The organism is Pseudomonas sp. PDM26, assembly GCF_019219185.1.
Taxonomy (GTDB): Bacteria; Pseudomonadota; Gammaproteobacteria; order Pseudomonadales; family Pseudomonadaceae; genus Aquipseudomonas.
The window spans coordinates 157,159-181,442 of sequence record NZ_JAHUWC010000005.1; the positions used below are offsets into that span (position 1 = coordinate 157,159).

Consider the following 24,284-nt stretch of genomic DNA (forward strand, 5'->3'; position numbering starts at 1 on the left):
CACGGCCATTTTCAGGTGTGTTTCCGGTGCACTGATTCGCCACACAATGTGGGTCGCAGGGTAACGTTCTGGCGAAGTGCCATTAAATTCAATGGGTTGCGATGATCGTCCGGTCTGGTTGGAATCACCGGGTTAGAAGGATTTGAAATATTTTGGCGCAATTATTGCGTGCAGAATACAGAACGCCCTGTTGGCTTCTTTTTACGAGAAGGTTCGCCGAACGGGATGCACGCATTCGCTTCTCCTTACAAAGGTAGTTTTAATGAGCAGTACCCAAAGCTCTAATGGCCTCGAACAGGGGCTCAAACCGCGCCACGTGACCATGCTGTCGATTGCCGGGGTTATCGGCGCCGGCTTGTTCGTTGGCTCGGGTCACGCCATCGCCGCTGCAGGTCCGGCTGTTCTGTTGGCTTACGCTGCCGCTGGCATGTTGGTGGTGTTGGTGATGCGCATGCTCGGCGAAATGGCCGTTGCCTCGCCGGACACTGGTTCGTTTTCGACTTACGCCGACCGTGCGATCGGTCACTGGGCCGGTTTCACCATCGGCTGGTTGTACTGGTGGTTCTGGGTGCTGGTGATTCCGCTGGAGGCCAACGCCGCCGCGACCATCCTGCATGCCTGGTTCCCTGGTGTGGACATCTGGGCCTTCGCCCTGGTCATCACGATGCTGCTGACCGTGACCAACCTGTTCAGCGTGAAGAACTACGGTGAATTCGAGTTCTGGTTTGCCCTGATCAAAGTGTTGGCCATCATCGGTTTCATTGTTCTGGGCCTCATGGCGATCTTCGGCCTCCTGCCGGGCAGCCAGGTCAGCGGCGTTTCGCACCTGTTCGACACCCAGGGCTTCCTGCCAAACGGCATGGGCGCAGTGCTGGGTGCGATCCTGACCACCATGTTCTCCTTCATGGGCACGGAGATCGTGACCATTGCGGCTGCGGAATCGAAAGATCCAGGCAAGCAAATCTCCAAGGCCACCAACTCGGTGATCTGGCGGATCGGCTTGTTCTACCTCGTATCGATCTTCATCGTTGTGGCCCTGGTGCCATGGAACGACCCGATTCTGGCCAGCCTCGGTTCCTACCAGACCGTGCTTGAGCGCATGGGCATCCCGAACGCCAAGATCATCGTCGACATTGTGGTATTGGTTGCTGTGACCAGCTGCCTGAACTCGGCGCTCTACACGTCGTCGCGCATGATGTTTTCCCTGGGCAAACGCGGCGATGCGCCGGCGATGTCCACCCGCACCAACAAAAGTGGCACGCCTTACTGGGCCGTGATGTTGTCCACTGGCGCAGCGTTCCTGGCAACATTCGCCAACTACGTGGCCCCGGCTGCAGTGTTCGAGTTCCTGCTGGCCAGCTCCGGCGCCATCGCATTGCTGGTGTACCTGGTGATCGCGATTTCGCAACTGCGCATGCGTAAGCAGCGTATAGCGCGCGGGGAGAAAATCGCCTTCAGCATGTGGCTGTTCCCGGGCCTGACCTACGCGGTGATCGTCTTCATCGTTGCGGCCCTGACCATCATGCTGTTCCAGGACGCCCACCGTGTGGAAATTCTCGCGACCGGCTTGCTCAGTGCTCTGGTGGTGGCGACCGGCTTGCTGGTGGCTCGCCGCCGCAAGCTGGAAAAACGTGGCGCGGTAGTGCTGAACTGATCCATACCGCGTAATGCAAAACGGCCGCTGTCATAGATGACAAGCGGCCGTTTTTGTTTGAATCGTAATCTTTACTCGGCTTTTTCTTCCGGTGCTTCCAGCGACTCGCGGTAGACATCCAGTGCAGCGCCGAAATCAGCGATGAATTGCGGCTCGCTCAGCCAGGCTTGGGCGGCGTCGCGGTCCATGCCGTCGGCCCACATGCGATAGTCGATCAGCATGTCGGCGGCCAGGTGGGTGGCAGCCATGCCTTCGTCGTCGGCGTGTTCCATGTCCAGCAGTTCTGGATGGTCGATGATGATAAAGGCGAGGTTCGTCAGCAAAACCGAGAGCATTTCGCCGCGGCTGACCGCTTCGGCGTCACGCATTTTGCTGAACATCGACAGGGTGTATTCCGGAATCGGCTCGGCGAGGTGGCCAAGGTCATCGTCCAGCGCGGCGGGTTTGCGGCCGTGGATATTGATCTGCTTGGCTTTGGCTTTTGCGCGCTTGGCGCGTTTCTGTTGCTTGTTCAGGGAGGCCATGGGAACTCAGTTCGGTTTCTGTTGGGTTTGCGCGGCAATGGCGTCGGACGCCGCCACGTAGTCAGCCTGGAAGGCCGGTGATTCGATCCACGCCAGGGCGCCAGCCTCGTCGGTTTCAGCGGACCATTGGCGATATTCGATCAGAGCAGCGAGGATGAAGTCTGTCGCTGTTTCCTCACCTTCCTGCTCCAGTACCAGTGCGATAAGCGGATGTTCCAGAAAGGCCGCGCACATGGCCTGCTGGCTGATCTTTTGTGCGTCGATCATCTCCTTGAACATGTCGGTCAGGTCCACCGATTCGAAGTCGATGCGATCGTCGTTCGGGTCCAGTTCCACCGGCGCGGCAGCCCGCTGGGTGCGGTTCTGCTTGGCTTTGGCCTTGGCGCGGGTGGCGCGTTTTTGCTGCTTGTTGGCGGAGGCCATGGGCATCGTTCCGTATTCGTTGAAAGGGCAAAAGGCCTAGCTGCGTGGCACTCGCCGCCCGAGGGTATCGGGGGCCAGTTCGCCGTTTTTCAGCCAGGTCAATGCAATGGGCCATAGTGTGGCTTGGTATGCGCTGCGAAAAAAGGCGAAATGTCCGACTTCTTCTTCGCCGATGTCTTCGGGGTGGATACGCAAGTGGGAGTTTGTGCTGCCGGTGAAGTAGCTGAGCAGGCGTTCGATGGCCGGGATCGTGCCGTAGGGATCGTCGCTGATGCTGATGGCCCGGGTTTGCGCGGTGACGCCGGCAAAGGGTAGCTGTCCGGTGGTTTTGCTGATCGCGCGGCTGCTGGAGCGCTTCTCGAAACGGGCGGTGGAGAGGCTCCAGTCTCGGACCACGCCGGCGGGTGTGTCTTCCAGCCATCCGAGGCGTTTGCCCGGAAAGTAGCCGTAGATCATCGTTACCAATGGCATCAGCACATGCCACTTGCCGAACATGCGCCAGCGATGGGCGGGCGCATAGTCGCGCCAGTAGGCGAATTGCGCCCCGACCGTCACCAGGCGCCGGATCAGGTGCCCGGACGCCCCCAGGCCCGCTGCACAGCCGCCAAAGCTGTGGCCGACCACATCGATAGGCTGCCTTGGGAACTCGCGCTGTGCGCGCTTGAGCATCGCCTCGAAATCCAGCGCTCCCCAATCGGTCCACGAGGCTTGAAACCCCTTGAGCGATGCCGGCCGCGACTCGCCGATGCCACGGTAGTCATAGGTGATGACATCGAAGCCGTGGGCGAACAGGTAGTCGGCGAAGCGCGAGTAGTGGCGGCAACGGACGGACGTGGCGGCGTTGATAATGACAACTGGACGAGTGGTGTCCCGGGTAGCGTGGCGCCAGGTGAAGCCGCCGAGGACAAAGCCGTCTGCAGCGGTTTCCTTGAACGGTTCACCGGACGCGATGCGTTGCAATGGCAACTCGATTTGAGTTGGGACGAGTGAAGGCGTTTCCTGCAAATTCATCGGCGTCAGTCCTTTGCGGGTAGCTGCCAACGATAGTCCTGATACCGTTGATGAACAATCCATTCGCCTCAACGCAGTTGTTGATCGAGCAGTCGCTCTTCAAGTGCCGCCCGTTCCCGATCCAGCTCGTTACGCAGTTCCTCCTCACTCGGCAGGACAGGCTTGTACTTGCTGGCGAACAGTTGCTCGTTTCCTTCAAGTACTGAGTAACGCACCACGGATTCATCCTTTTGCGCACAGAGAATGATGCCGACAGTGGGGCCGTCTTCCACGCCGCGTTTCAAGTCGTCGTACATGCGCACGTACATGTCCATCTGCCCCACATCCTGATGGGTCAGTTCACCGCGCTTGATATCGAAGATGACGAAGCACTTGAGCAGGTAGTTGTAGAACACCAGATCGATGTAGAAGTCTTTGCTGTCGGTACTGATGCGTTGCTGGCGGGCAATGAACGCAAAGCCCTTTCCCAGCTCCAGCAGGAAGCCCTGCAATTGTTCGATCAGCGCTTGTTCGATCTCGCTTTCCTGAAGCTTGCCGGCATTGGGTAAGCCAAGAAACTCCAGTACTACCGGATCACGGATGAAATCCCGAGGGCTGGCCTTCATGTTTTGAATGTGGGTGGCGGCCTCCTGCTTGACGCTGCCGCGATCGCGGCTCGCCAGCAGGCGTTCGTAATACAAGGTATTGATCTGGCGTTCCAGGGCGCGGCTTGACCAGTTTTGGGTGGCCGATTCGTTCATGTACCAGAGACGAGCGCTGTCGTTGTCGACCCGAAGCAGGCGGCGGTAGTGGGTCCAGCTCAATTCGTGACGCAGTGCGTCACGAATTGGAAAGGCTTGATAGAACAGGCGCATATACCGAAGGTTGGAAGCATCAAATCCCTTTCCGAATTCAGCAGTTAGCGCTTTGGCCAAGGTCGACAGTAACTCTTTGCCATACCTCGCCCGTCGCGCGCCGTTCTGTTCGAACTCAATGATGTGTCGACCAATCTGCCAACAGGTCTGCACTTGAACGGTATCGACCGCCCGAAGCACCTTCTGACGTGCCTGATGGATCAATTTGCCAAGGTTGCCAAGCAGTGATGCCAGATGTGGGTCGTGAGTGTCGTTGGGTGTGAGGGCCGTCATGAGGTCTTCCGCAGCAGGTTGAACAGCGAAAGAGAATGACAAATGAGCACCCTTCGAAGATGCCGGGAGTTACTGAGAAACAGGCAGGAAATACCAGCTTCTGCGGCAGGACGGGTCTGAATCCGGCTGAGGGCTGAGGAACAAATGGCGTAGTACGTTTCGTACTCAGGCCAAATCAATCCAGGGCCCCTCCCTCCAGCAGGGAATCCAAAGGATGTAACGATTGGGTTCTGCTGAATTCCATGATCAGCGTATGTCATCCATTTCCGTGAAAGTATACGGAGCGTTCCGACAGACCTGAGAGTCTGCCAAGAGGGGGCGATCATCAATGCCAGACGGGGTTGCCCGACTGTCCGGTGGTATCGACGAGGCTGGAGATTTGGCCGTAAGCCGGTATGTAGAAGGGGTAATTCAGTCAGTCCTCAAGTCCGCAAGCAGCCGTTTTTCAATGGTTGCTTGCGGAGCGCACTGCGCTAGGTTTTTCGGTTTGCCAAAGCGCGGTGGATGGTTTGCTGAACAATCACCTGGGGGGAGGAGTTAGCGGATGCTACGGATGTTGCCTTTGTTACCTTTTACCGTGACGGAAACTTTTTTGAAGATGAAGTAGTTTTCTTCGTTCACTTCGTAGCGAGGGGCGACGATCAGGTCGGCGCCGGAAGACTTGACCGCTTTATAGGCTGCTGCCGATTTGACTGCGCTGACGGGATCCAGGCCCAGACTGCCCAGGCCGCCACTCTGACCACCGTAGCTGACGCCGTCCGCAAACTGGGAGTCGCCACCAAACTTGAGGACGCCGAACAGGACGTTGACCGAAGACTGGCCGGAGATGGTGTCGCCGACAGCGATGTCCGCTTTCAGGTCGGCTTTGACGGTGCTGTCGATCGGCGAAGAAGGCTGGCTGTTGTTGTAGCTGACACAGCCGCTTGCTGTGGCGATGATTGTCGACAGGGCGAGAAACTTCAAAAGCGTATTCAAGAAATGCTTCCTTACTTTGAAACGTTGAATGCAGGCAGATTTGCTGCTGCATAAGTTTCACCTTGTAAGGGAGGGCGCTCGATCAGGCGTGTCCCAAAGTGACGTAAGAAGAGGGGGGGACGATTGGTAGGACCAGGCGTAGCGGATGTAGGAATTTTCTGTGGCGATAGGGTTGGACAAATCGCAGGCATAAAAAAACCCTGAATCTTGCGATTCAGGGTTTTCGGTATTTGGTGCCCAGAGACGGAATCGAACCGCCGACACGGGGATTTTCAATCCCCTGCTCTACCGACTGAGCTATCTGGGCAACGGGGCGCATTAAACGGGTTTTTCAGGGGGGCGTCAAGCAAGTTTTCAAAAAAATTTTAATTATTACCGTCGCTTACGTTCCGACCCCCGATAAATCGGGGTTATTCCGACGGCGGCACGTAGCCTTCGGCCTTGGCGTAATCCTCGCCGGAGAAGTACTTGTCCATCTCGCCCTGAAGATATTTGCGATCTTCGGCGTTCATCATGTTCAGGCGTTTTTCGTTGATCAGCAGGGTCTGGTGTTTTTGCCAGTCGGCCCAGGCCTTGGCCGAGACGTGGTCAAAAATGTCCTGGCCTTTGGCGCCCGGGAAGGGAGCGCGTTCCAGGCCTGGTAATTCTTCTTTGTACTTGCGGCACATGATGGTGCGGGTCATGACGACTCTCCTGCGTTCAATACGGCGGCCGCGCGTTCGAGCAAGGTTTTGACCGGGGCGGCAAGGCCCAGGCGCGGCGGGGTGGCGAGGTTATACCAGAGCCAGTCAGCCTCGGCCACGTGATGGCCGGACTCCTGGACCTGAACCAGCCAGGGTTCGATGGATAACTGAAAATGGCTGAAGGTGTGCACCAGGCTCGGCAATGCCTGTTGGGTGCCCAATTCCAGCGAGTGCTGCGATGCCAGATGCGGCAGGTCGTCGAGGTCGTCGAGTTCCGGCAGGCTCCACAAACCGCCCCACAGGCCCGTGGACGGGCGACGGTAAAGCAGGATCGCGCCCTCGCCGTTGGCGAGCATCGGCATCAGCGTGCGTTTCTGCGGGATGGCTTTGCGCGGCTTGGGGATCGGGTAGCGGGTTTCCAGGCCGAGCATGTGCGCCTCGCAGCCCTTTTCCAGCGGGCACAGCAGGCAGCTCGGTTTGCTGCGGGTGCAGAGCGTGGCACCCAGGTCCATCATCGCCTGGGTGTAGGCGTTAACCCGGTCGTGCGGTGTAAAGCGCTCAGCGTTGGCCCAGAGCTGTTTGGCAACCTTCGGCTCGCCGGGGTAGCCCTCTTGTGCGGTAAAGCGCGCCAGCACCCGTTTGACGTTGCCGTCGAGGATCGGCGCGCGCAGGCCCATGCTGATGCTGGCAATGGCACCGGCGGTGGACAGGCCGATTCCCGGCAGATCAGTGAGCTTTTCCACGTCCCGGGGGAATTCGCCGCCGTACTGCTCGACGACTATCTTCGCGGTCTTCTGCAAATTGCGCGCGCGGGTGTAGTAACCCAGGCCTGTCCACAGGTGCAGCACTTCGTCTTCCGGTGCCGCCGCCAGGGCTTCGACCGTTGGCAACGAAGCCATGAAACGGTCGAAGTAGTTCAGTACGGTGCTGACCTGGGTCTGCTGCAACATGATTTCCGAGACCCATACCCGATACGGGTTGATGTCCTGCTGCCAGGGTAAATCGTGACGTCCGTGGCGGTCGAACCAGTCCAGCACCGCCGTTGAAAACTGCTCGGCTCTCATCGCTTGAACAGCTCCTTGAGCGCGTCTTTCAGTTTCGGGTCGACCTTGTCGCCCCATTTTTCGTCGATTTTTTCGCTGATCCTGTCGCCTGCCAGTTTGCCCGCGACCTGGCTCATGCGGTCGTTATCCAGGCGGCAAGCCTTGGCGCCCAGCTCCAGCGGGCCGCGACAGCGCAGTGGCCACTCGATGCCGACAAACTTGTCGCCGACCTGACAGGCCGGGTCCGGCATGGCGCTGGTATCGCCTTCGACGATGATGCCGACGCGGTAGTCCATGCCCAGCACTCGCAGATCGATGTCACCGTCACCGTTGACGGTCATGCCCGGGATGCGCACTTTCAGGTCCGGGTTGCTGGCCACGCCGTTACGCAAGGTCAGGTTGCCCTTGAGCTCCTGGAACGGTGTGTCCTTGCCGCGCGACTCACCGTTGAGGGTTTTGCGGTTGAGCATGGCGATGCCTTTGCACAGCTGTTGCTCAAGGTTGGCGTTGAGCAGCACGCCATTGTTGATGACGAAACTGGCGTTGCCGTTGAGGGTTTCGATCAACGCTTTCTGGCTGTTGCCGCTACCGGTCAGGCTGCTGTTGAGCGTGACCAGGCCTTTGACCGGCGGATTCTTGCCCTGGCTTTCGAGGATTTTTTCTGCCGGTACCCGGCTGATCTTCGTCTGCAGGTTCAGCGCCGGCACTGGCTGGCGTACATCGAGCGTGCCGGTGGTTTCGAAGCTGCCCTCGTACAGGTCGCCGCGCAGGTTGGCCAGTGTCAGCAGGCCGCCCTGGCCGGTGGCCTTGAGCGCAGCGTTATGGATCGGCAGTTTTTGCAGGGTCAACTGGCCGAAACTCAGATCGGCGTCCACATCGAGCTTGCTCAAGCGTTCCACTGGCAACAGGCGCTCGCTGCTCCAAGCGTCCTTGGTCGGCGCAGGTGGCAACGGAGTACTGCCGGCGCCGGCCATGGCATCGGCTTCGGTGCTGGCGACTTCGGCCTGACGCACTTGTGTCGCGCTATTGGCCTCGGCGGATTTCGGCGGCAGGTAACGGTCGACGTTGAAAGTGTCGGCCTTGAGTGCTGCGCGCAACGATTGCTTTGCGAAGTCTTCGACGGCGATACGGCCGCTGAAGGTGCTGTCGTCGACTTTCAGGTTGAGATCGTCAAGCGACAGGCTGGTCGGTGTCGCTGCCAATCGGCTGACCAGCTCGACTTTGCTCAGGCTGCCTTCGGCCATGGCCGGGAGCTTCTGACCGACGCTGTCGACGAATTTCGCCAGGTCGAACTGGGCAATCGAGATGCCGCCGCTGACCTGTGGGGTCTTGTCGAGGTCGTTGACCTTCAGTTCACCCAGTGCCCGCAGTTGGTTGGCGGAGATCTTGATACCGGTCCATTCGGCAATGTTGGCGGCCTTGTCCAGCACCAGCTGGCCCTGGGCGGCGAACGTCATGGTCTTGCCTTGCAATGGGTCGCCGGTCACTTCGCCGGACAACCTCATGTCTTCGAGCTGATAGCGCTGCAGTGCACGTGCGATGCGCACCTCACCGTTGAGCTCGGTACGCACTCGCAATGCCGGCTGGTTGGCTGACAGGAAAGCCGTGAGCTTGAGCGGAATGTTGACGGAGTCATGAACCGCACCGGTGCTCAACTGAATGCTTTCGGCGCTGAAGCTCTTGCCGGTTCGTTCGTCGGTGTATTCAACCCGTGCGTTGTTCACGGTCAGGCTGTCGATGTCCAGGCGAATCGGTTGCGGCGGTTTTTCCGCCGCGACGTTGGCTTCGGGCGCAGGTTCGCCAGCGGCCGGCGGGGTGCTGGTCGCGTCGGTGTTGGTCGGTGCCGGCAGCTTGCCGATGTCTTGCCAATTGCCGTGACCGTCCTTGTCGCGGTTCAGGCGCAGGTTCAGGCCTTCGACGCGCACGTCGCTCATCTGCACTTCGCGGCGCAGCAGCGGCAGTACGCGCACCGACAGGCCGAGCATCTGCAAGTCGGCGTACGGTTCGGTCGGTTTGACCATGGTCGCGACGCTGGCGTCGTGCAACTCCAGGCCCAGCCACGGGAACAGGCTCCAGCCGATATCGCCATTGAGCGTCAGCTCGATGTGGGCCTTGTCGCGGGCTATCTGGCGGATCTCGTCTTTGTAGTCGTTGGGATCGAAGAGGTGGGTCAGGGCAAAGCCCAGCGCCACAATGATCAGCAACAGCCCGAGAAGTACCAGACCCAGGATTTTGCCGAACGCTTTCATGGGCGAGTCCTTGTAATTAGTCGAATTCAAAATTTAGCCGAGGAGTATAGCGCCCCCGAACAGACGGCCGGTCAGCGATCACGTCGGCAGTACATCCAGCGGCAGTTTCAACTTGGCCGCCAGTGCTTGCGCCTCCAGATGCCCGGCAGGCGCCAGCAAGCGCAGCGTCATGCCCGATTGCTCGGCCATTTTCCGGGCTTCGGCGACCAGTCGCTCGGCAACCCCACGGCGACGGGTAATTTTTCGCACACATATTTGGGACAAGTGCCAGGCGTCTTGGTGCCTTTGCAAGCGGGCCGCGCCCAGCAGGCGATCATTGAAGCGTCCGGCAATCAGTGTGCCGTCGCGCAAACAGTCTTCGATCAACTGCGCTTCCCCGGAAAACGGCGCGAACAGCCAGTCCGGGGCGTCGTGGTAGATCTTGTGCAGATCCTGCCGATCCTGGGCAGTGGCTTGGTTCAGCGGCTCGACAATGATCGGCATGGTGACTCCCGTGAGGTTATGAGGCGATGGAGATCGGATGACGTACAAAAGGTGATGTCAGTTTGGTTTTTCTGTCACTTGCAGATGGTAACCTTTGCCCGTTCGTCCGTCCTTCTGCGACCTGTTGTCGCACAACAAGGTGCTCCACCAAAAAACGGTCATGCCTGCGTGTATCAAGGCCGGGAGTGAACCGTGGCTGGCGAACCCTACTGATAATTGGGGGATACACAATGACCACGAGCATCACGGCGGACGGCTTCAGCGCCGACCAGTCAGCGTTCCTGTCCAAGGAACGGATCATCGCCAAGCCCGGTTTCAACCGCTGGCTGGTACCACCGGCCGCGTTGGCCATCCACTTGTGCATCGGCATGGCCTACGGCTTTTCGGTGTTCTGGTTGCCGCTGTCCAAGGCACTGGGCATCACCGCTCCAGTGGCCTGCGCGCCAGACATGAGTTTTATCGCGCAAGTCTTTTCGTCCCAGTGTGACTGGCCGATCTCGATGCTCGGCTGGATCTACACCCTGTTCTTCATCTTCCTGGGTTGCTCGGCCGCCATCTGGGGTGGCTGGCTGGAACATGCCGGGCCGCGCAAGGCCGGTGTTGTATCGGCGCTGTGCTGGTGTGGTGGTCTGCTGATCTCGGCGCTGGGGGTGTATACCCACCAGATCTGGCTGATGTGGATCGGCTCCGGGGTCATTGGCGGTATCGGCCTGGGCCTGGGCTACATTTCGCCGGTGTCGACCCTGATCAAGTGGTTCCCGGACAAGCGCGGCATGGCGACCGGCATGGCGATCATGGGCTTCGGCGGCGGCGCAATGGTCGGTGCTCCACTGGCGGCGGCGTTGATGGGGCATTTCGCTTCGCCAACCAGCGTCGGCGTGTGGCAGAGCTTCCTGGTGATGGCCGCCATCTACTTCGTGTTCATGATCGGTGGCGCATTGTCCTACCGCGTCCCGCCAACCGGCTGGAAGCCTGAAGGCTGGACCGCCCCGGCGAAAAAAGCCTCGAACGCAATGATCACTCATCGTCATGTTCACGTGAATGTGGCCTGGAAGACGCCGCAGTTCCGTCTGGTGTGGCTGGTGCTGTGCCTGAACGTATCGGCCGGTATCGGCATCCTCGGCATGGCGTCGCCGCTGTTGCAGGAAGTGTTCGGTGGCAAGTTGCTGGGCAATGACCTGGCATTCGGTCAACTCGATGCTTCACAACTGGCTTCGATTGCCGCCATTGCTGCCGGTTTCACCGGTTTGCTGAGTCTGTTCAACATCGGCGGGCGTTTCTTCTGGGCTTCGTTCTCGGATTACCTGGGCCGCAAAAACACCTACTTCGTGTTCTTCGCCCTGGGATTTGCCCTGTACGCACTGATTCCGAACCTCGGCCACCTGGGCAATGTCGCGCTGTTCGTGGCGGCGTTCTGCATCATCCTGTCGATGTATGGCGGTGGTTTCGCGACTGTTCCGGCGTATCTGGCGGACCTGTTCGGTACGCAAATGGTCGGTGCGATCCATGGTCGCCTGCTGACGGCGTGGGCGGCTGCCGGCGTGCTCGGTCCAGTGCTGGTGAACTATCTGCGTGAGTATCAGCTGAGCATCGGCGTCGAGCGCGCAGCGGCGTACGACATCACCCTGTACATCCTCGCCGGCCTGCTGGTGCTGGGTTTCCTGTGCAACCTGCTGGTGCGTCCGGTGGCGGACAAGTACTTCATGACCGACGCCGAACTGGCTGCCGAACAGGCGCTGGGCCATGACAAAGGTGCCGACAGCAGCACCGTGCTGGAGTGGAAAGCCGCTCCGGGTACGAAGCCGCTGGCGATTGCGGCGTGGCTGGTGGTGGGCATTCCGCTGGCGTGGGGTGTGTGGGTGACCTTGCAAAAAACCGCGGTGCTGTTTCACTAAGTAAACGCATCACCCTTGTAGGAGCGAGCCTGCTCGCGATAGCGGTCCGACAGTCGACAATGATGTTGAATGTGAGGGCCTCATCGCGAGCAGTCGAGCGTCGACCGGCTGCTCCTACAGTTGTTTTGGGGGGGCTGAAATGGCTTGTATGGACATGTCTATCGTCGGCACCCCAGAATTCACTCCGTCAGGGATATCACCTCACGTGTTTCTGTTTGGCGCCCGCGCCCCTATAATGACTGCCTTTTTCGCCCAATGATTTTGCGGAGCTGGTGATGGCCGAACGTAAGGCGTCTGTCGAGCGCGACACTCTGGAAACCCAGATCAAAGCCTCGATCAACCTCGATGGCACCGGAAAGGCCCGATTCGATATCGGTGTTCCTTTTCTTGAGCACATGCTGGACCAGATCGCCCGTCACGGGCTGATCGACCTGGATATTGTCAGCAAGGGCGACCTGCATATCGATGATCACCACACGGTGGAAGACGTCGGTATCACCCTCGGCCAGGCGTTTGCCAAAGCCATCGGCGACAAGAAAGGCATCCGTCGCTACGGCCACGCCTACGTGCCGCTCGATGAAGCGCTGTCGCGCGTGGTGATCGACTTCTCCGGTCGCCCAGGCCTGCAGATGCACGTGCCGTACACCCGCGCCACCGTGGGCGGCTTCGACGTTGACCTGTTCCAGGAATTCTTCCAGGGCTTCGTCAACCATGCATTGGTCAGCCTGCACATCGATAACCTGCGTGGCACCAACACCCACCACCAGATCGAAACCGTGTTCAAGGCTTTCGGCCGCGCCCTGCGCATGGCCGTGGAGCTCGATGACCGCATGGCCGGGCAAATGCCATCGACCAAGGGCGTCCTGTAATGCAGACAGTCGCGGTTATCGATTACGGCATGGGCAACCTGCATTCGGTGGCCAAGGCCCTTGAGCACGTCGGTGCCGGCAAGGTGCTGATCACCAGCGATGCGAACGTGATTCGCGAAGCCGACCGGGTGGTTTTCCCTGGCGTCGGCGCGATTCGCGATTGCATGGCGGAGATCCGTCGCCTCGGCTTCGATTCGCTGGTGCGTGAAGTCAGCCAGGACCGTCCGTTCCTCGGCATCTGCGTGGGCATGCAAGCCTTGCTCGACACCAGCGAAGAGAACGACGGCGTCGACTGCATCGGCCTGTTCCCGGGCCAGGTGAAGTTCTTCGGCAAGGATCTGGTCGAAGACGGCGAACACCTGAAAGTCCCGCACATGGGCTGGAACGAAGTGAAGCAGAAGGTCAGTCACCCGCTGTGGCACGACATTCCGGACATGGCGCGGTTCTACTTCGTGCACAGCTACTACATCGCTGCCGCCAACGCGCGGCAGGTGGTGGGTGGCGGTCACTACGGTGTCGATTTCGCCGCGGCGCTGGCCGAAGGCTCGCGTTTCGCCGTGCAGTTCCACCCGGAGAAAAGCCATACCCATGGCCTGCAGTTGCTGCAGAACTTCGCTGCGTGGGACGGTCGCTGGTAAATGGCAACCAAGAAGTCCAAGCCGCCGATTCTGACCCTCACTCCCGAGCAGGAGAACGAGGCCAATCGCAAGATCAAGCGTTTCATGGAAGACCGCTTCGAACTCGTCCTCGGCTCGTTCGAGGCGGCGGAGATTCTTGAGCTGTTTACCCGTGAAATTGCTCCGCACTATTACAACAGGGCGATTTTCGATGTGCAGGCGCACCTCAAAGAGAGGTTCGAAAGCATCGAAAGCGACCTGTGGGCGCTCGAGAAAAACTGATTTCCGAGCCAAGCTGAACATTCAAATTTGAAGGTTTGCCAGATGCTGATTATTCCCGCTATCGATCTTAAAGACGGTGCCTGTGTTCGTCTGCGCCAGGGCCGTATGGAAGATTCCACGGTGTTCTCCGATGACCCGGTGAGCATGGCTGCCAAGTGGGTGGAGGGCGGTTGCCGCCGTCTGCATCTGGTCGACCTGAACGGCGCGTTCGAAGGCCAGCCAGTCAACGGCGAGGTGGTCACCGCCATCGCCAAGCGCTACCCGAACCTGCCGATCCAGATCGGCGGCGGTATCCGCTCGCTGGAAACCATCGAGCACTACGTGAAAGCGGGCGTGAGCTACGTGATCATCGGCACCAAGGCCGTGAAAGATCCAGCCTTCGTCGCTGAAGCCTGCCGCGCGTTCCCGGGCAAGGTGATCGTCGGTCTGGATGCCAAAGACGGCTTTGTCGCCACCGACGGCTGGGCTGAAATCAGCACCATCCAGGTGATTGATCTGGCCAAGCAATTCGAAGCCGACGGCGTTTCCGCGATCGTTTATACCGACATTGCCAAAGACGGCATGATGCAGGGCTGCAACGTACCGTTCACCGCTGCACTGGCTGCAGCCACCAAGATCCCGGTGATCGCTTCCGGCGGCATCCACAACCTGGGTGACATCAAGACCCTGCTCGACGCCAAGGCGCCAGGCATCATCGGTGCGATCACGGGTCGTGCGATCTACGAAGGCACCCTCGATGTCGCTGAAGCGCAAGCTTTCTGCGATTCGTACAAAGGCTGAGGACTGATCATGGCGCTGGCCAAACGCATCATCCCTTGCCTGGACGTGGACAACGGCCGGGTGGTCAAGGGTGTGAAATTCGAAAACATCCGCGACGCCGGTGACCCGGTGGAAATTGCCCGTCGCTACGACGAGCAGGGTGCCGACGAGATTACCTTTCTCGACATCACCGCCAGTGTCGATGGCCGCGACACCACGCTGCACACCGTCGAGCGCATGGCCAGCCAGGTGTTCATCCCGCTGACCGTGGGCGGTGGCGTGCGCACCGTGCAGGACATCCGCAACCTGCTCAATGCCGGTGCGGACAAGGTTTCGATCAACACCGCAGCTGTGTTCAACCCGGAATTCGTCGGCGAAGCCGCGCAGCATTTCGGTTCGCAATGCATCGTGGTGGCCATTGACGCGAAGAAGGTTTCCGGACCGGGCGAAACCCCGCGCTGGGAAATCTTCACCCATGGCGGTCGCAAGCCAACCGGTCTCGACGCCGTTGAGTGGGCGAAAAAAATGGAAGGCCTGGGCGCCGGCGAAATCCTGCTGACCAGCATGGACCAGGACGGCATGAAAAACGGCTTCGACCTGGGCGTCACCCGCGCCATCAGCGATGCGCTGGGCATTCCGGTGATTGCCTCCGGCGGTGTCGGCAACCTGCAGCACCTGGCCGACGGCATTATCGAAGGCCACGCCAGTGCGGTATTGGCGGCAAGTATTTTCCACTTCGGCGAATACACCGTGCAGGAAGCCAAGGCCTATATGGCCCATCGCGGAATAGTGATGCGCTAAACATACAGGCTGGTGGACATCATGGCGGGCCCAAGGCACTCTTGGGTACGCCATGGATTTCGGTAGCCAGATATGCTTAAACGCTTTCTTCTCGTTCTCGCCAGTGCTTCTCTGTTGCTCATTAACGGGGCGCACGCTGCAGACCGTTCCGATACCGACCTGGTGTTGCTGACGGAAAACTTCCCGCCATACAACATGGCGAAGAACGGCAAGAACTTCGCTCAGGACGAGAACATCAATGGCATCGCCACTGATATCGTCCGCGAGATCTTCAAGCGCGCCGACATTACCTACAGCCTGACGCTGCGTTTCCCTTGGGAGCGAATCTACAAACTCACCCTGGAAAAACCCGGTTACGGCGTATTCGTCATGGCGCGGTTGCCGGATCGCGAGAAGCTGTTCAAATGGGTCGGTCCGATTGGCCCGGACGACTGGATCATGCTGGCCAAGGCTGACAGCAAGATCACCCTCGAAACCTTGAATGATGCGCGCAAGTACAAGATCGGCGCCTACAAGGGCGACGCCATTGCCGAGACGCTGGCCAAGCAAGGCCTCAACCCGATCGTTGTGTTGCGTGATCAGGACAACGCGAAAAAACTGGTCAACGGCCAGATCGACCTGTGGGCCACCGGTGATCCTGCCGGGCGGTATCTGGCGCGGCAGGATGGTGTAACCGGACTCAAGACCGTGCTGCGATTCAACAGTGCCGAGCTGTACCTGGCGCTGAACAAGAACGTGCCGGACGAAACCGTCGCCAAGCTGCAAGCCGCGCTGGATCAGCTGCGCAAGGAAGGTGTGGTGGACGACATCATGGCGCGGTATCTGTAATCATCACCTCGATATAACCTGAAACGGAGCGGCATACACAGCCCTCGTGAACACGTTATTCAGTGATGCCCTTGTCAGGCTCTGTTGTGCGGAGCCGACGCCGATAATGCAGAGTGCATGTGCGCCGCTTTGTGGCCCGATTTCAGTATTGATATAAGCGTCTTCAGCGCTGATGGTGGTGCTGTAATTGTCGAAAGCTTTGCAGTTCCTGGCGTTACGGACTGTTTTGTAGCGATAGAAGGGCGCTTCGAGGGAGAACCTGAAGTCCCAGGTAGGTAATACAATCTGCCCATCCGCATTTTGCGTTCTATGAACGTATGACTTGAGCTTCCAAGGCTCCGTGACAGTCAACTCGACCGGCTCCAACGAGCAGTCCACGCCATCGCTGGTGAAAACACCGTCAATAAAGCACTTGTGCAGGAAGTTGGCAGAGTAGCTGTAGTTGAAACGGGCGGCCGTGCAAGACGTCGATTGCTCACAGCCGGGCGGCGCTGGTGTATTGCGCGAAACCGCGACTTTACTGACGATGCCGGTGATTTCGTTGGTGCGGCGGTTCAGCATCGGGCTGCCGGAGCTGCCAGCGTGAAGGTCGCAGCTGTTTTTCATGGACAAAGGGAACACCCCCGGGTGATCGATGAACGTTCCGGCGGTTTGTTCAGCGCAGGCGCTCAATCGAAGCCCCTGTTCGGTAAAGCCGCTCGGCGCGCCAACGTTAAGCACGTCATGGCTCTCGTCGGTTTGATGGGACGCCAGCTTGAGCGGATTGATTCCGGCCCGTATGAGCGATGCCAATGTGGCCTCGACCTCGAGCACTGCAAGATCGGTCCCGACCATACTGCTCCATCGGGCGGTTCGGATGGCGTATTGGCGCTGACGTTTTGGCGTGTCATGAAAGTAGTGGAAGGTGACGCTGGCTTTCAAAGGCAGATTGGTCCGCGCCGAACCGTACTGAAAGAACACGCAATGACCACTGGTGAGTAGATAGGCAGGGCCGGTAGCACGGCCTTGCCTGTTTCGCGTGTCCAGAAGAACGGCACTACAGGATTCTCCCGACTGCAGACTGAGTCGCCCCACACCGCTCCAGATTTCATAAAAATGCCCACTGTTGTGCAGGGCTCTTGAAGGTGAATCGTTGACGGCACCTTCGCCCAGGTCGCGGGCCTGCACTGCGCAAGTAGCCAGCAGGCCAATCAGGCCTGTGGAAAAAAGGTAGCTGAAGTATTTCATGGCCATTCCTTGGTGATGAAATTCAGGGTGAGCGCCATGGTGGCACGCGTCGGTGTGCTGACAGATATAAATAGTTATCGCGAAATGAAGTGGGCTGCGAGGAATTACGGGGTGACCGGGAGGCGGTACACCCCATCCTTGCCATGCGCCGACGTCGCCCGATTGCCGCGCACACTGATCATCTGCCGGATATCAATCCACTCGATCCCCTGGGCCTTGAGCTTGGGTAATTCGCGTTCCAGCACTGCCAGGGTCTGCGGATACGGATGCCCGATCATCACCGCCGAACCCTGCTTGTGCGCCAGGCTGATCGCGGTCTGCAACTGGGTCAGGATTGCTGCTTCAGTACGTTCATCATCGAGAAACACATCCCGCGAAACGCTCGCCAGACCGATCTTCTGCGCTTGGGCAGCGGCCACGGTCCGGGCGCTGGTGCGGCTATCGACGAAGAACTTGTGTCGTCGTTGCAAGTCCGCCATCAACCATGCCATAGCCGCTGGTTGTGCGGTCATGCGGCTGCCCATGTGGTTGTTGATGCCGCTGGTGTACGGGACCATCTTGAACGCGGCGTTCAGGCGTTTTTCCAGCTCCTCGACGGGCAGCTCGGGATGCCAGGCGAACGGTCCGGTGGCCGGATCCATAGGCATGTGCAGAATGACGATCTTGCCGGCGCGACGGGCTTCGCGGGCGAACTCGGTGGCGTGGGGCGTGTCGGGCATGATTGCCGTGGTCACAGGGCCGGGCAGGGCCAGCACGCGGCGATCCCGGGGCAGGTTCTGCCCCAGGTCATCGATGATCAGACTCAGGTAGGCTTTGTGGGGCGTCGATCCGGCGGGTTCTGCGTGAGCAACACCCGCCAGACAACACAACAGCCCGATCAGCAACCGCAGAAGCATCTCAACGGCCGGACGTGATGCTCAGCCCTTTGAGCAGGCTCAGGGCCTGGGCCAATTGGTAATCATCGTCCTGTGGCATCGGCTTGGCTTTGCCGCTGGAACCGGTCGGTTTGTCGGCGCCGCCGTTGCCGTTGCCCAGGTGACCCTGCAGGTCCGCTTCCTTGAAGTAGTCGCTGTCCTGCTCGCTGGTGATCTTGGCCTTGCGCACTTCGATGTCCGGGACGATGCCCTGGGCCTGGATGGAGCGGCCGTTCGGCGTGTAATACAACGCCGTGGTGATCTTCAATGCGCGTTCGTTGTTGAGCGGCAGAACCGTCTGTACCGAGCCCTTGCCGAAACTGGTGGTGCCCATCAGTACGGCGCGTTTCTGGTCCTGCAGGGCGCCGGCGACAATTTCCGAAGCCGAAGCGCTGCCGCCGTTGATCAGCACGACCATTGGCACGGCTTCGCTTTCGTCCTTGCCGGTGGCAGAGAAGCGCAGCTCGGAGTTGGCAATACGGCCCTTGGTGTAAACGATCAGGCCCTTGGTGATGAAGTGATCGACCACTTCGACCGCCGCCTGCAACACCCCGCCCGGGTTGTTGCGCAGGTCGAGAATGATGCCCTTGAGCTTCTTGCCGTTGTCCTTGCGCAGCTTGGCCAGGGCCTTGGAAACCTCTTCGCCGGTCTTGACCTGGAACTGGGTGATGCGGATATAGCCGTAGCCCGACTCCAGCAACTGGCTCTTCACGCTCTTCACCTGAATGACAGCGCGGGTCAGGGTCACGTCGAACGGTGTGCCGCCGTCGCGCACCAGGGTCAGAGTGATTTTCTGGCCGATCTTGCCGCGCATCTTGTCGACGGCTTCGGTCATGCTCTGGCCGCGGGTCGGCTGGCCGTTGATCTTGACGATGAAGTCACCGGCCTGGATGCCGGCCTTGGAGGCCGGGGTGTCATCGATGGGCGACACCACTTTGATGAAGCCATCTTCGGCGCCGACTTCGATACCCAGGCCACCGAATTCCCCGCTGGTGCTTTCCTGCAACTCGGCGAAATCTTCAGGGCCGAGGTAGGCCGAATGCGGATCGAGGTTGCTGAGCATGCCCTTGATGGCGTTTTCCAGCAGGGTCTTGTCGTCCACCGGTTCGACATAAGCGGCTTTGATCCGGTCCATCACCTCGGCAAAGGTGCGCAACTCGTCCAGTGGCAGTGGCGCCTTGGTGGTCGCAGCAGTGCCTGCAGGCGCAACCGCCGGGGCTGGTTGAGCGGCAAACGCCAGAGGCGCGCCGATCACCAGGGCGATCGTCAGGGCCAGCGAGGTAAGGCGGGACAAATACAGCATGTCGAACGAACTCCTAATGTAGGTAACTCAACGCCTATCCTTGCGCGTGGCACCATTGCGCGGGGTCACTCGGGTGACCCAGCTGACGAATTGCGAAATACAGCGCTGGTGTGTCCTGCCCGCCACTGTTACCGACAGTGGAAATAGGCTCACCGGCTTTTACAACGTCACCCGCAGACTTGAGCAGCGTCTGGTTGTGACCGTACAGACTCAGATAACCATTGCCGTGGTCGAGAATCACCAGCAACCCGGCGCCACGCAACCAGTCGGCGAACACCACGCGACCACCGTGTACGGCACGCACCGCACTGCCGGCAGACGCGCCGATCATCACGCCGTCCCACTTGGTCCGGGCATCGTCGCCACGGCTTTCACCGAAACGCGCCAGCAGTCGACCGTCGACAGGCCAGGGAAGTTTGCCGCGGGTTGACGCAAACGGCCCGCCAAAGGTCTCGCCGGAACTGGAAACCAGTGCGCCTGGTGTCGATCTGATCGGTTTGCGTGGGGCATCGTCGCTGGCATCTGCCTGCGCCTGGGCCTCACGTAAACGCTTTTTTTCGGCTTCCTGCTGGGCAATCAGCGCTTTTTGTCGCGCTTCTTCTGCCTCACGGGCCTGGCGGGCCAGGGTTTCTTCAATGGTTTTAAGGACTTTAGACAGGTCTGCCTGATCCTGCTCGCGAGCCGCCAGTTTCTGATCGCGAGCCTTTACGTCGTCATTGAGTTTGGCCAGGACTTTCTGGCGCTCCTGGCGAACTTTCTCGAGTTCGCCACGCTGGGTATCGAGGCTGCTTTGCTGCACCAGCAATTGCGCCTGCTGCATGGCGATGTCTTTCTCGACATTTGACAGTTGGCGCAGGGTTTCGTTGAAATTTTTCAGCTGCTCCAGGCGAGCCTGGCTCAGGTAGTCGTAATAGGTGAGGGTACGGGCGAATTTTTCCGGATTTTGTTGGTTGAGCAGCAGCTTGAGGTATTCCTGACGACCGTTCTGGTAGGCCGCCCGGGCCTGCATGGCGATCAGTCGTTGCTGTTCAGTGCGCGCGCTCTGGAGTTTTTTTTTCTCCACATCGAGGCGCTGTAGCTCGGCTTCGCTTTTCTTCAGCTCTTTTTGCAGGGCTTCGACCTGCTTCTCGAGCTTGCCCATTTCGGTTTCGGTGCCCTTGAGCTCTTTCTGCACACCGGACTTCTCTTCCTGCAGCTTGCCCAGCAGTTTCTTCAACTCGGCAATGTCCTGACGCGTGGCGTCCAACTGCTGTTGGGTGTCTGCGCGCTCGTCAGCAAAGGCCGGTTGGAGCAGGCATGTCAAGGCTAGGGCTATCAGGACGCGAAGCATAGGGGCGGGCGGCACCAGGGAAAGGGACGGCCTAGTATGCCCGCCATGGGCGGCAAAAAAAATGCCCATTTCTGACTGTGTGATGACTGGAGCAGAGTTGCCCCTGAAAACACCCAAAAACCAATGTGGGAGCGAGCCTGTGTGGCGAGGGGGCTTGCCCCCGCTGGGTCGCGAAGCGGCCCCAAAATCTGCAATAGCGGTGTATCAGGTACACCGCATGCAATGGTTTTACGACTGCTACGCAGCCGAACGGGGGCAAGCCCCCTCGCCACACAGGCTCGCTCCTACAGGGTTTTGTGGCGTTCGGAAGATCTAATCAGACCAGAATCGAAGTCCCGGTCATTTCAGCCGGTTGTTCCAGGCCCAGCAACTTCAACATGGTCGGCGCCACGTCCGCCAGCACACCGCCTTCGCGGACCTTCAGGTCGCGCTTGCCAACATAGATGAATGGTACCGGCTCGGTGGTATGCGCAGTGTGCGCCTGGCCAGTGGTCTCATCGGACATTTGCTCGACGTTACCGTGGTCAGCCGTGATCAGCGCTTCGCCACCGACCTTTTCCAGTGCATCGACGATGCGACCCACGCACAGGTCCAGGCATTCAACAGCCTTGACCGCCGCTTCGAACACGCCGCTGTGGCCGACCATGTCGCCATTGGCGTAGTTGACCACGATCACGTCGTAACGCTGGTTTTCGATGGCATCGACGATGCGGTCGGTGACTTCCGGTGCACTCATTTCCGGTTGCAAGTCATAGGTGGCGACTTTCGGCGATGGAATCAGGATGCGTTCTTCGCCCGGGAACGGTTCTTCGCGGCCGCCGGAGAAGAAGAAGGTCACGTGGGCATATTTTTCGGTTTCAGCGATGCGCAGCTGGGTCTTGCCGTTTTTCGCCAGGTAGTCGCCCAGCACGTTTTCCAGGCTGCCGGCAGCAAAAGCCGACGGCGCAGGGATGCTGGCGGCGTATTGGGTCAGCATGACGAAACCGGCCAGTTTCGGCTGGCGGGCACGCTCGAACTCACTGAAGTTGTCTTCGACGAACACTCGGGTCAGTTCGCGGGCGCGGTCGGCGCGGAAGTTCATGAACACCACGGCATCGCCGTCTTCGACCTTTACCGGCTCACCAATGGAGGTGGCCTTGACGAATTCGTCGCTCTCGCCACGCTCGTAGGCTGCTTGCAGGCCTTCCTGGGCGGTGGCGGCGTTGAATTCGCCCTGGCCATCGACGATCAGGTTGTAGGCCTGAGACACGCGGTCCCAGCGGTTGTCGCGGTCCATGGCGTAGTAGCGACCGATGATGCTGGCGATCCGGCCTTTGCCCAGGGCCTGGAAGGTCGCATCGAGCAGTTCGATCGACGACTGCGCGCTTTTTGGCGGAGTATCGCGGCCGTCGAGGAAGGCGTGCAGGTAGATGTTTTGCGCACCGCGCTTGAAGGCCAGTTCGGCCATGGCGACCAGGTGATCCTGGTGGCTATGCACGCCGCCATCGGACAGCAGGCCCATGAAATGCACGGCTTTGCCGGCGGCGACGGCTTTGTCCACGGCGGCGCAGATGGTCGGGTTCTCGAAGAACTCGCCGTCGCGGATCGATTTGGTGACGCGCGTGAAGTCCTGATACACCACGCGACCGGCGCCGAGGTTCATGTGGCCGACTTCGGAGTTGCCCATCTGGCCATCCGGCAGGCCGACGTCCATGCCGCTGCCCGAGATCAGGCCGTTAGGCACGGTGGCCCACAAACGGTCGAGTACGGGCTTCTTGGCCGCATAGATGGCGTTGGATTCGGGGCTGTCACTGTGACCGAAGCCGTCGAGAATCATCAGGACCAAAGGTTTAGGCGTGGTAGTCATGGAATCCACTCGTGGCTGAGGTAAAAGGGGTAATGGAAAAAGGGAGTCGCAGTTTAAAGCGAAGTTCCGGCCGCGTCACCGCCGGACGGGGTTTGGCCCACCATAGTGGCTGTGTATACTGGCCGACATTTTAACGCCCTGGAACCTCCTTCGATGGTTGCTCACCTGATTGAATTCGCCACTAACCACTACATTCTCGTCGGTATCTTCGTCGTATTGCTGGCGTTGCTGATTGCCTATCAAATGCAGGGCGGCGGCCGTAGCCTGAGCACCGGCGAACTGACCGGGCTGGTCAACAAGGACGCAGGCGTGGTGATCGACATTCGTCCAACCAAGGATTTCGCCGCCGGTCACATTGTCGGCGCGCTGAACATTCCCCAGGACAAACTGGCCGCCCGCGTTGGCGAACTGGAAAAACACAAGGCCAAGACCATCATCCTGGTCGACGCCATGGGCCAGACCGCCGGCACCCACGCCCGCGAACTGATGAAATCCGGCTTCACTGCCGCCAAGCTGTCCGGCGGTATCTCCAGCTGGAAAGCCGACAATCTGCCGCTGGTGAAGTGATATGAGTAGCGTCGTCGTCTATTCCAGCGATTACTGCCCTTTCTGCTCGCGAGCCAAGTACCTGCTCGAGAACAAAGGCGTGGCCTTCGAAGAGATCAAGGTCGATGGCAAGCCGCAGGTGCGCGCTGCGATGGCCCAGAAGGCCGGTCGTACGTCCGTGCCGCAAATCTGGATCGGCAGCACTCACGTGGGCGGTTGTGATGATTTGTTCGCCCTGGAGCGTGCCGGCAAGCTCGACGCGCTGCTCAGGGCCTGACGGTAATACCCCAAACAAGCAAACCTAAAAGAACCCTGGATCAAGAAGGATCTGCGATGACTGACCAACAGAACACTGCTGCGAACGAAGAAGAAACTGCTCCGCAATTCTCCTTGCAGCGCATTTATGTGCGTGACCTGTCCTTCGAAGCTCCGAAAAGCCCGGCGATCTTCCGCCAGCAGTGGGAGCCGAGCGTCGGTCTGGATCTGAACACCCGTCAGAAGACGCTGGAAGCCGACTTCCACGAAGTCGTGCTGACCCTGTCGGTTACCGTGAAAAACGGTGACGAAGTGGCGTTCATCGCTGAAGTGCAACAGGCCGGGATCTTCCTGATCAAGAACCTGGATGACGCTTCGATGAGCCACACCCTGGGTGCGTTCTGCCCGAACATCCTGTTCCCGTACGCTCGTGAAACCCTGGACAGCCTGGTGACCCGCGGTTCGTTCCCGGCACTGATGCTGGCTCCGGTGAACTTCGATGCGCTGTACGCGCAAGAGCTGCAACGCATGCAGGCAGCTGGCGAGACGCCGACCGTACAATAAAAGCGTTTCAATACTGTGGGAGCGAGCTTGCTCGCGATGAGGTCAGCAGCTTCAACATCAATGTTGACTGATGCAC

At 59.5% G+C, this 24,284-nt stretch carries 25 protein-coding genes and 1 tRNA gene; 11 read left to right on the top strand and 15 right to left on the bottom strand.

The annotated features are described in order from the left end of the window. Positions 1 to 262: 262 nt before the first annotated feature. A complete protein-coding gene (gene gabP, locus KW849_RS12140) occupies positions 263 to 1,654 on the top strand; it encodes a GABA permease (RefSeq protein WP_218429630.1) in 1,392 nt (463 codons plus the stop codon). A gap of 71 nt (positions 1,655 to 1,725) precedes the next feature. Here gabP and KW849_RS12145 read toward each other — a convergent pair whose 3' ends face one another. From KW849_RS12145 to KW849_RS12190, 10 genes are all read right to left on the bottom strand, one after another. Beyond that, complete coding sequence (locus KW849_RS12145; RefSeq protein WP_218429631.1) at positions 1,726 to 2,178, bottom strand: hypothetical protein; 453 nt, start codon at positions 2,176 to 2,178, stop codon at positions 1,726 to 1,728. 6 nt (positions 2,179 to 2,184) lie between these two features. Then, complete coding sequence (locus KW849_RS12150; protein WP_056725823.1) at positions 2,185 to 2,601, bottom strand: hypothetical protein; 417 nt, start codon at positions 2,599 to 2,601, stop codon at positions 2,185 to 2,187. A 36-nt stretch (positions 2,602 to 2,637) separates the two neighbouring features. Further along, positions 2,638 to 3,612, bottom strand: coding sequence for an alpha/beta fold hydrolase (locus KW849_RS12155; protein WP_218429632.1), 975 nt, complete (start codon positions 3,610 to 3,612; stop codon positions 2,638 to 2,640). A gap of 68 nt (positions 3,613 to 3,680) precedes the next feature. After that, positions 3,681 to 4,739 carry a YhcG family protein gene (locus KW849_RS12160; RefSeq protein ID WP_218429633.1) on the bottom strand — a complete coding sequence of 353 codons (1,059 nt, stop codon included), beginning with the start codon at positions 4,737 to 4,739 and terminating at the stop codon, positions 3,681 to 3,683. A 537-nt stretch (positions 4,740 to 5,276) separates the two neighbouring features. After that, the gene (locus KW849_RS12165; RefSeq protein WP_218429634.1) at positions 5,277 to 5,714 is read right to left on the bottom strand and encodes a hypothetical protein; all 438 of its coding nucleotides are present in this window, start codon (positions 5,712 to 5,714) and stop codon (positions 5,277 to 5,279) included. Positions 5,715 to 5,945: 231 nt separating this feature from the next. Continuing rightward, a tRNA-Phe gene (locus KW849_RS12170) sits at positions 5,946 to 6,021 on the bottom strand. Between the two features lie 103 nt (positions 6,022 to 6,124). Beyond that, positions 6,125 to 6,397, bottom strand: coding sequence for an oxidative damage protection protein (locus KW849_RS12175; RefSeq protein WP_007972770.1), 273 nt, complete (start codon positions 6,395 to 6,397; stop codon positions 6,125 to 6,127). Continuing rightward, on the bottom strand, positions 6,394 to 7,461 hold the full coding sequence (gene mutY / locus KW849_RS12180; protein WP_218429635.1) for an A/G-specific adenine glycosylase: 1,068 nt from the start codon (positions 7,459 to 7,461) through the stop codon (positions 6,394 to 6,396). Before mutY ends, KW849_RS12175 begins: the two co-directional genes overlap by 4 nt. Beyond that, on the bottom strand, positions 7,458 to 9,689 hold the full coding sequence (locus KW849_RS12185; protein WP_218429636.1) for an AsmA family protein: 2,232 nt from the start codon (positions 9,687 to 9,689) through the stop codon (positions 7,458 to 7,460). The genes mutY and KW849_RS12185 overlap by 4 nt, the downstream gene beginning before the upstream one ends. A 78-nt stretch (positions 9,690 to 9,767) precedes the next feature. Beyond that, a complete protein-coding gene (locus KW849_RS12190) occupies positions 9,768 to 10,172 on the bottom strand; it encodes an acetyl-CoA sensor PanZ family protein (RefSeq protein WP_108216179.1) in 405 nt (134 codons plus the stop codon). A gap of 230 nt (positions 10,173 to 10,402) precedes the next feature. On the opposite strand from KW849_RS12190, the gene KW849_RS12195 reads away from it, so the two are divergent. From KW849_RS12195 to KW849_RS12225, 7 genes are all read left to right on the top strand, one after another. Then, positions 10,403 to 12,067: an OFA family MFS transporter gene (locus KW849_RS12195; RefSeq protein WP_218429637.1), complete on the top strand. Its 1,665-nt coding sequence runs from the start codon at positions 10,403 to 10,405 to the stop codon at positions 12,065 to 12,067. Positions 12,068 to 12,342: 275 nt separating this feature from the next. Beyond that, entirely contained in the window at positions 12,343 to 12,936 is a 594-nt protein-coding gene (gene hisB / locus KW849_RS12200; protein ID WP_003218037.1) for an imidazoleglycerol-phosphate dehydratase HisB, read from the top strand. Further along, a complete protein-coding gene (gene hisH / locus KW849_RS12205) occupies positions 12,936 to 13,574 on the top strand; it encodes an imidazole glycerol phosphate synthase subunit HisH (RefSeq protein ID WP_218429638.1) in 639 nt (212 codons plus the stop codon). Before hisB ends, hisH begins: the two co-directional genes overlap by 1 nt. After that, on the top strand, positions 13,575 to 13,835 hold the full coding sequence (locus KW849_RS12210; RefSeq protein ID WP_218429639.1) for a DUF2164 domain-containing protein: 261 nt from the start codon (positions 13,575 to 13,577) through the stop codon (positions 13,833 to 13,835). It abuts the gene before it with no gap. Between the two features lie 42 nt (positions 13,836 to 13,877). Continuing rightward, positions 13,878 to 14,615, top strand: coding sequence for a 1-(5-phosphoribosyl)-5-[(5-phosphoribosylamino)methylideneamino]imidazole-4-carboxamide isomerase (hisA, locus tag KW849_RS12215; protein ID WP_007972753.1), 738 nt, complete (start codon positions 13,878 to 13,880; stop codon positions 14,613 to 14,615). 9 nt (positions 14,616 to 14,624) lie between these two features. Further along, entirely contained in the window at positions 14,625 to 15,395 is a 771-nt protein-coding gene (gene hisF, locus KW849_RS12220; RefSeq protein WP_007972752.1) for an imidazole glycerol phosphate synthase subunit HisF, read from the top strand. A 72-nt stretch (positions 15,396 to 15,467) separates the two neighbouring features. Further along, positions 15,468 to 16,223 (top strand): ABC transporter substrate-binding protein, encoded by a 756-nt coding sequence (locus tag KW849_RS12225; protein ID WP_218429640.1) that lies wholly within the window; start codon positions 15,468 to 15,470, stop codon positions 16,221 to 16,223. Positions 16,224 to 16,226: 3 nt separating this feature from the next. Here the strand turns inward: KW849_RS12225 and KW849_RS12230 are convergent, their stop codons facing one another. From KW849_RS12230 to gpmI, 5 genes are all read right to left on the bottom strand, one after another. Then, on the bottom strand, positions 16,227 to 17,450 hold the full coding sequence (locus KW849_RS12230; protein ID WP_218429641.1) for a serine protease: 1,224 nt from the start codon (positions 17,448 to 17,450) through the stop codon (positions 16,227 to 16,229). A gap of 104 nt (positions 17,451 to 17,554) precedes the next feature. Further along, the gene (locus KW849_RS12235; protein WP_218429642.1) at positions 17,555 to 18,346 is read right to left on the bottom strand and encodes a divergent polysaccharide deacetylase family protein; all 792 of its coding nucleotides are present in this window, start codon (positions 18,344 to 18,346) and stop codon (positions 17,555 to 17,557) included. A 1-nt stretch (position 18,347) separates the two neighbouring features. Then, the gene (locus tag KW849_RS12240) at positions 18,348 to 19,667 is read right to left on the bottom strand and encodes a S41 family peptidase (RefSeq protein ID WP_218429643.1); all 1,320 of its coding nucleotides are present in this window, start codon (positions 19,665 to 19,667) and stop codon (positions 18,348 to 18,350) included. Between the two features lie 34 nt (positions 19,668 to 19,701). Further along, positions 19,702 to 20,997, bottom strand: coding sequence for a murein hydrolase activator EnvC (locus KW849_RS12245; protein ID WP_218429644.1), 1,296 nt, complete (start codon positions 20,995 to 20,997; stop codon positions 19,702 to 19,704). A gap of 316 nt (positions 20,998 to 21,313) precedes the next feature. Further along, complete coding sequence (gene gpmI, locus KW849_RS12250; protein WP_218429645.1) at positions 21,314 to 22,843, bottom strand: 2,3-bisphosphoglycerate-independent phosphoglycerate mutase; 1,530 nt, start codon at positions 22,841 to 22,843, stop codon at positions 21,314 to 21,316. 153 nt (positions 22,844 to 22,996) lie between these two features. Here gpmI and KW849_RS12255 point away from each other — a divergent pair, with 153 nt between their 5' ends. The 3 genes from KW849_RS12255 to secB are packed head-to-tail and all read left to right on the top strand — an operon-like array spanning position 22,997 to position 24,208. Continuing rightward, entirely contained in the window at positions 22,997 to 23,410 is a 414-nt protein-coding gene (locus tag KW849_RS12255; protein ID WP_108216187.1) for a rhodanese-like domain-containing protein, read from the top strand. Position 23,411: 1 nt separating this feature from the next. After that, a complete protein-coding gene (gene grxC / locus KW849_RS12260; RefSeq protein WP_108216188.1) occupies positions 23,412 to 23,666 on the top strand; it encodes a glutaredoxin 3 in 255 nt (84 codons plus the stop codon). 56 nt (positions 23,667 to 23,722) lie between these two features. After that, entirely contained in the window at positions 23,723 to 24,208 is a 486-nt protein-coding gene (gene secB, locus KW849_RS12265) for a protein-export chaperone SecB (protein ID WP_008047739.1), read from the top strand. The last annotated feature ends 76 nt before the right edge of the window (positions 24,209 to 24,284 follow it).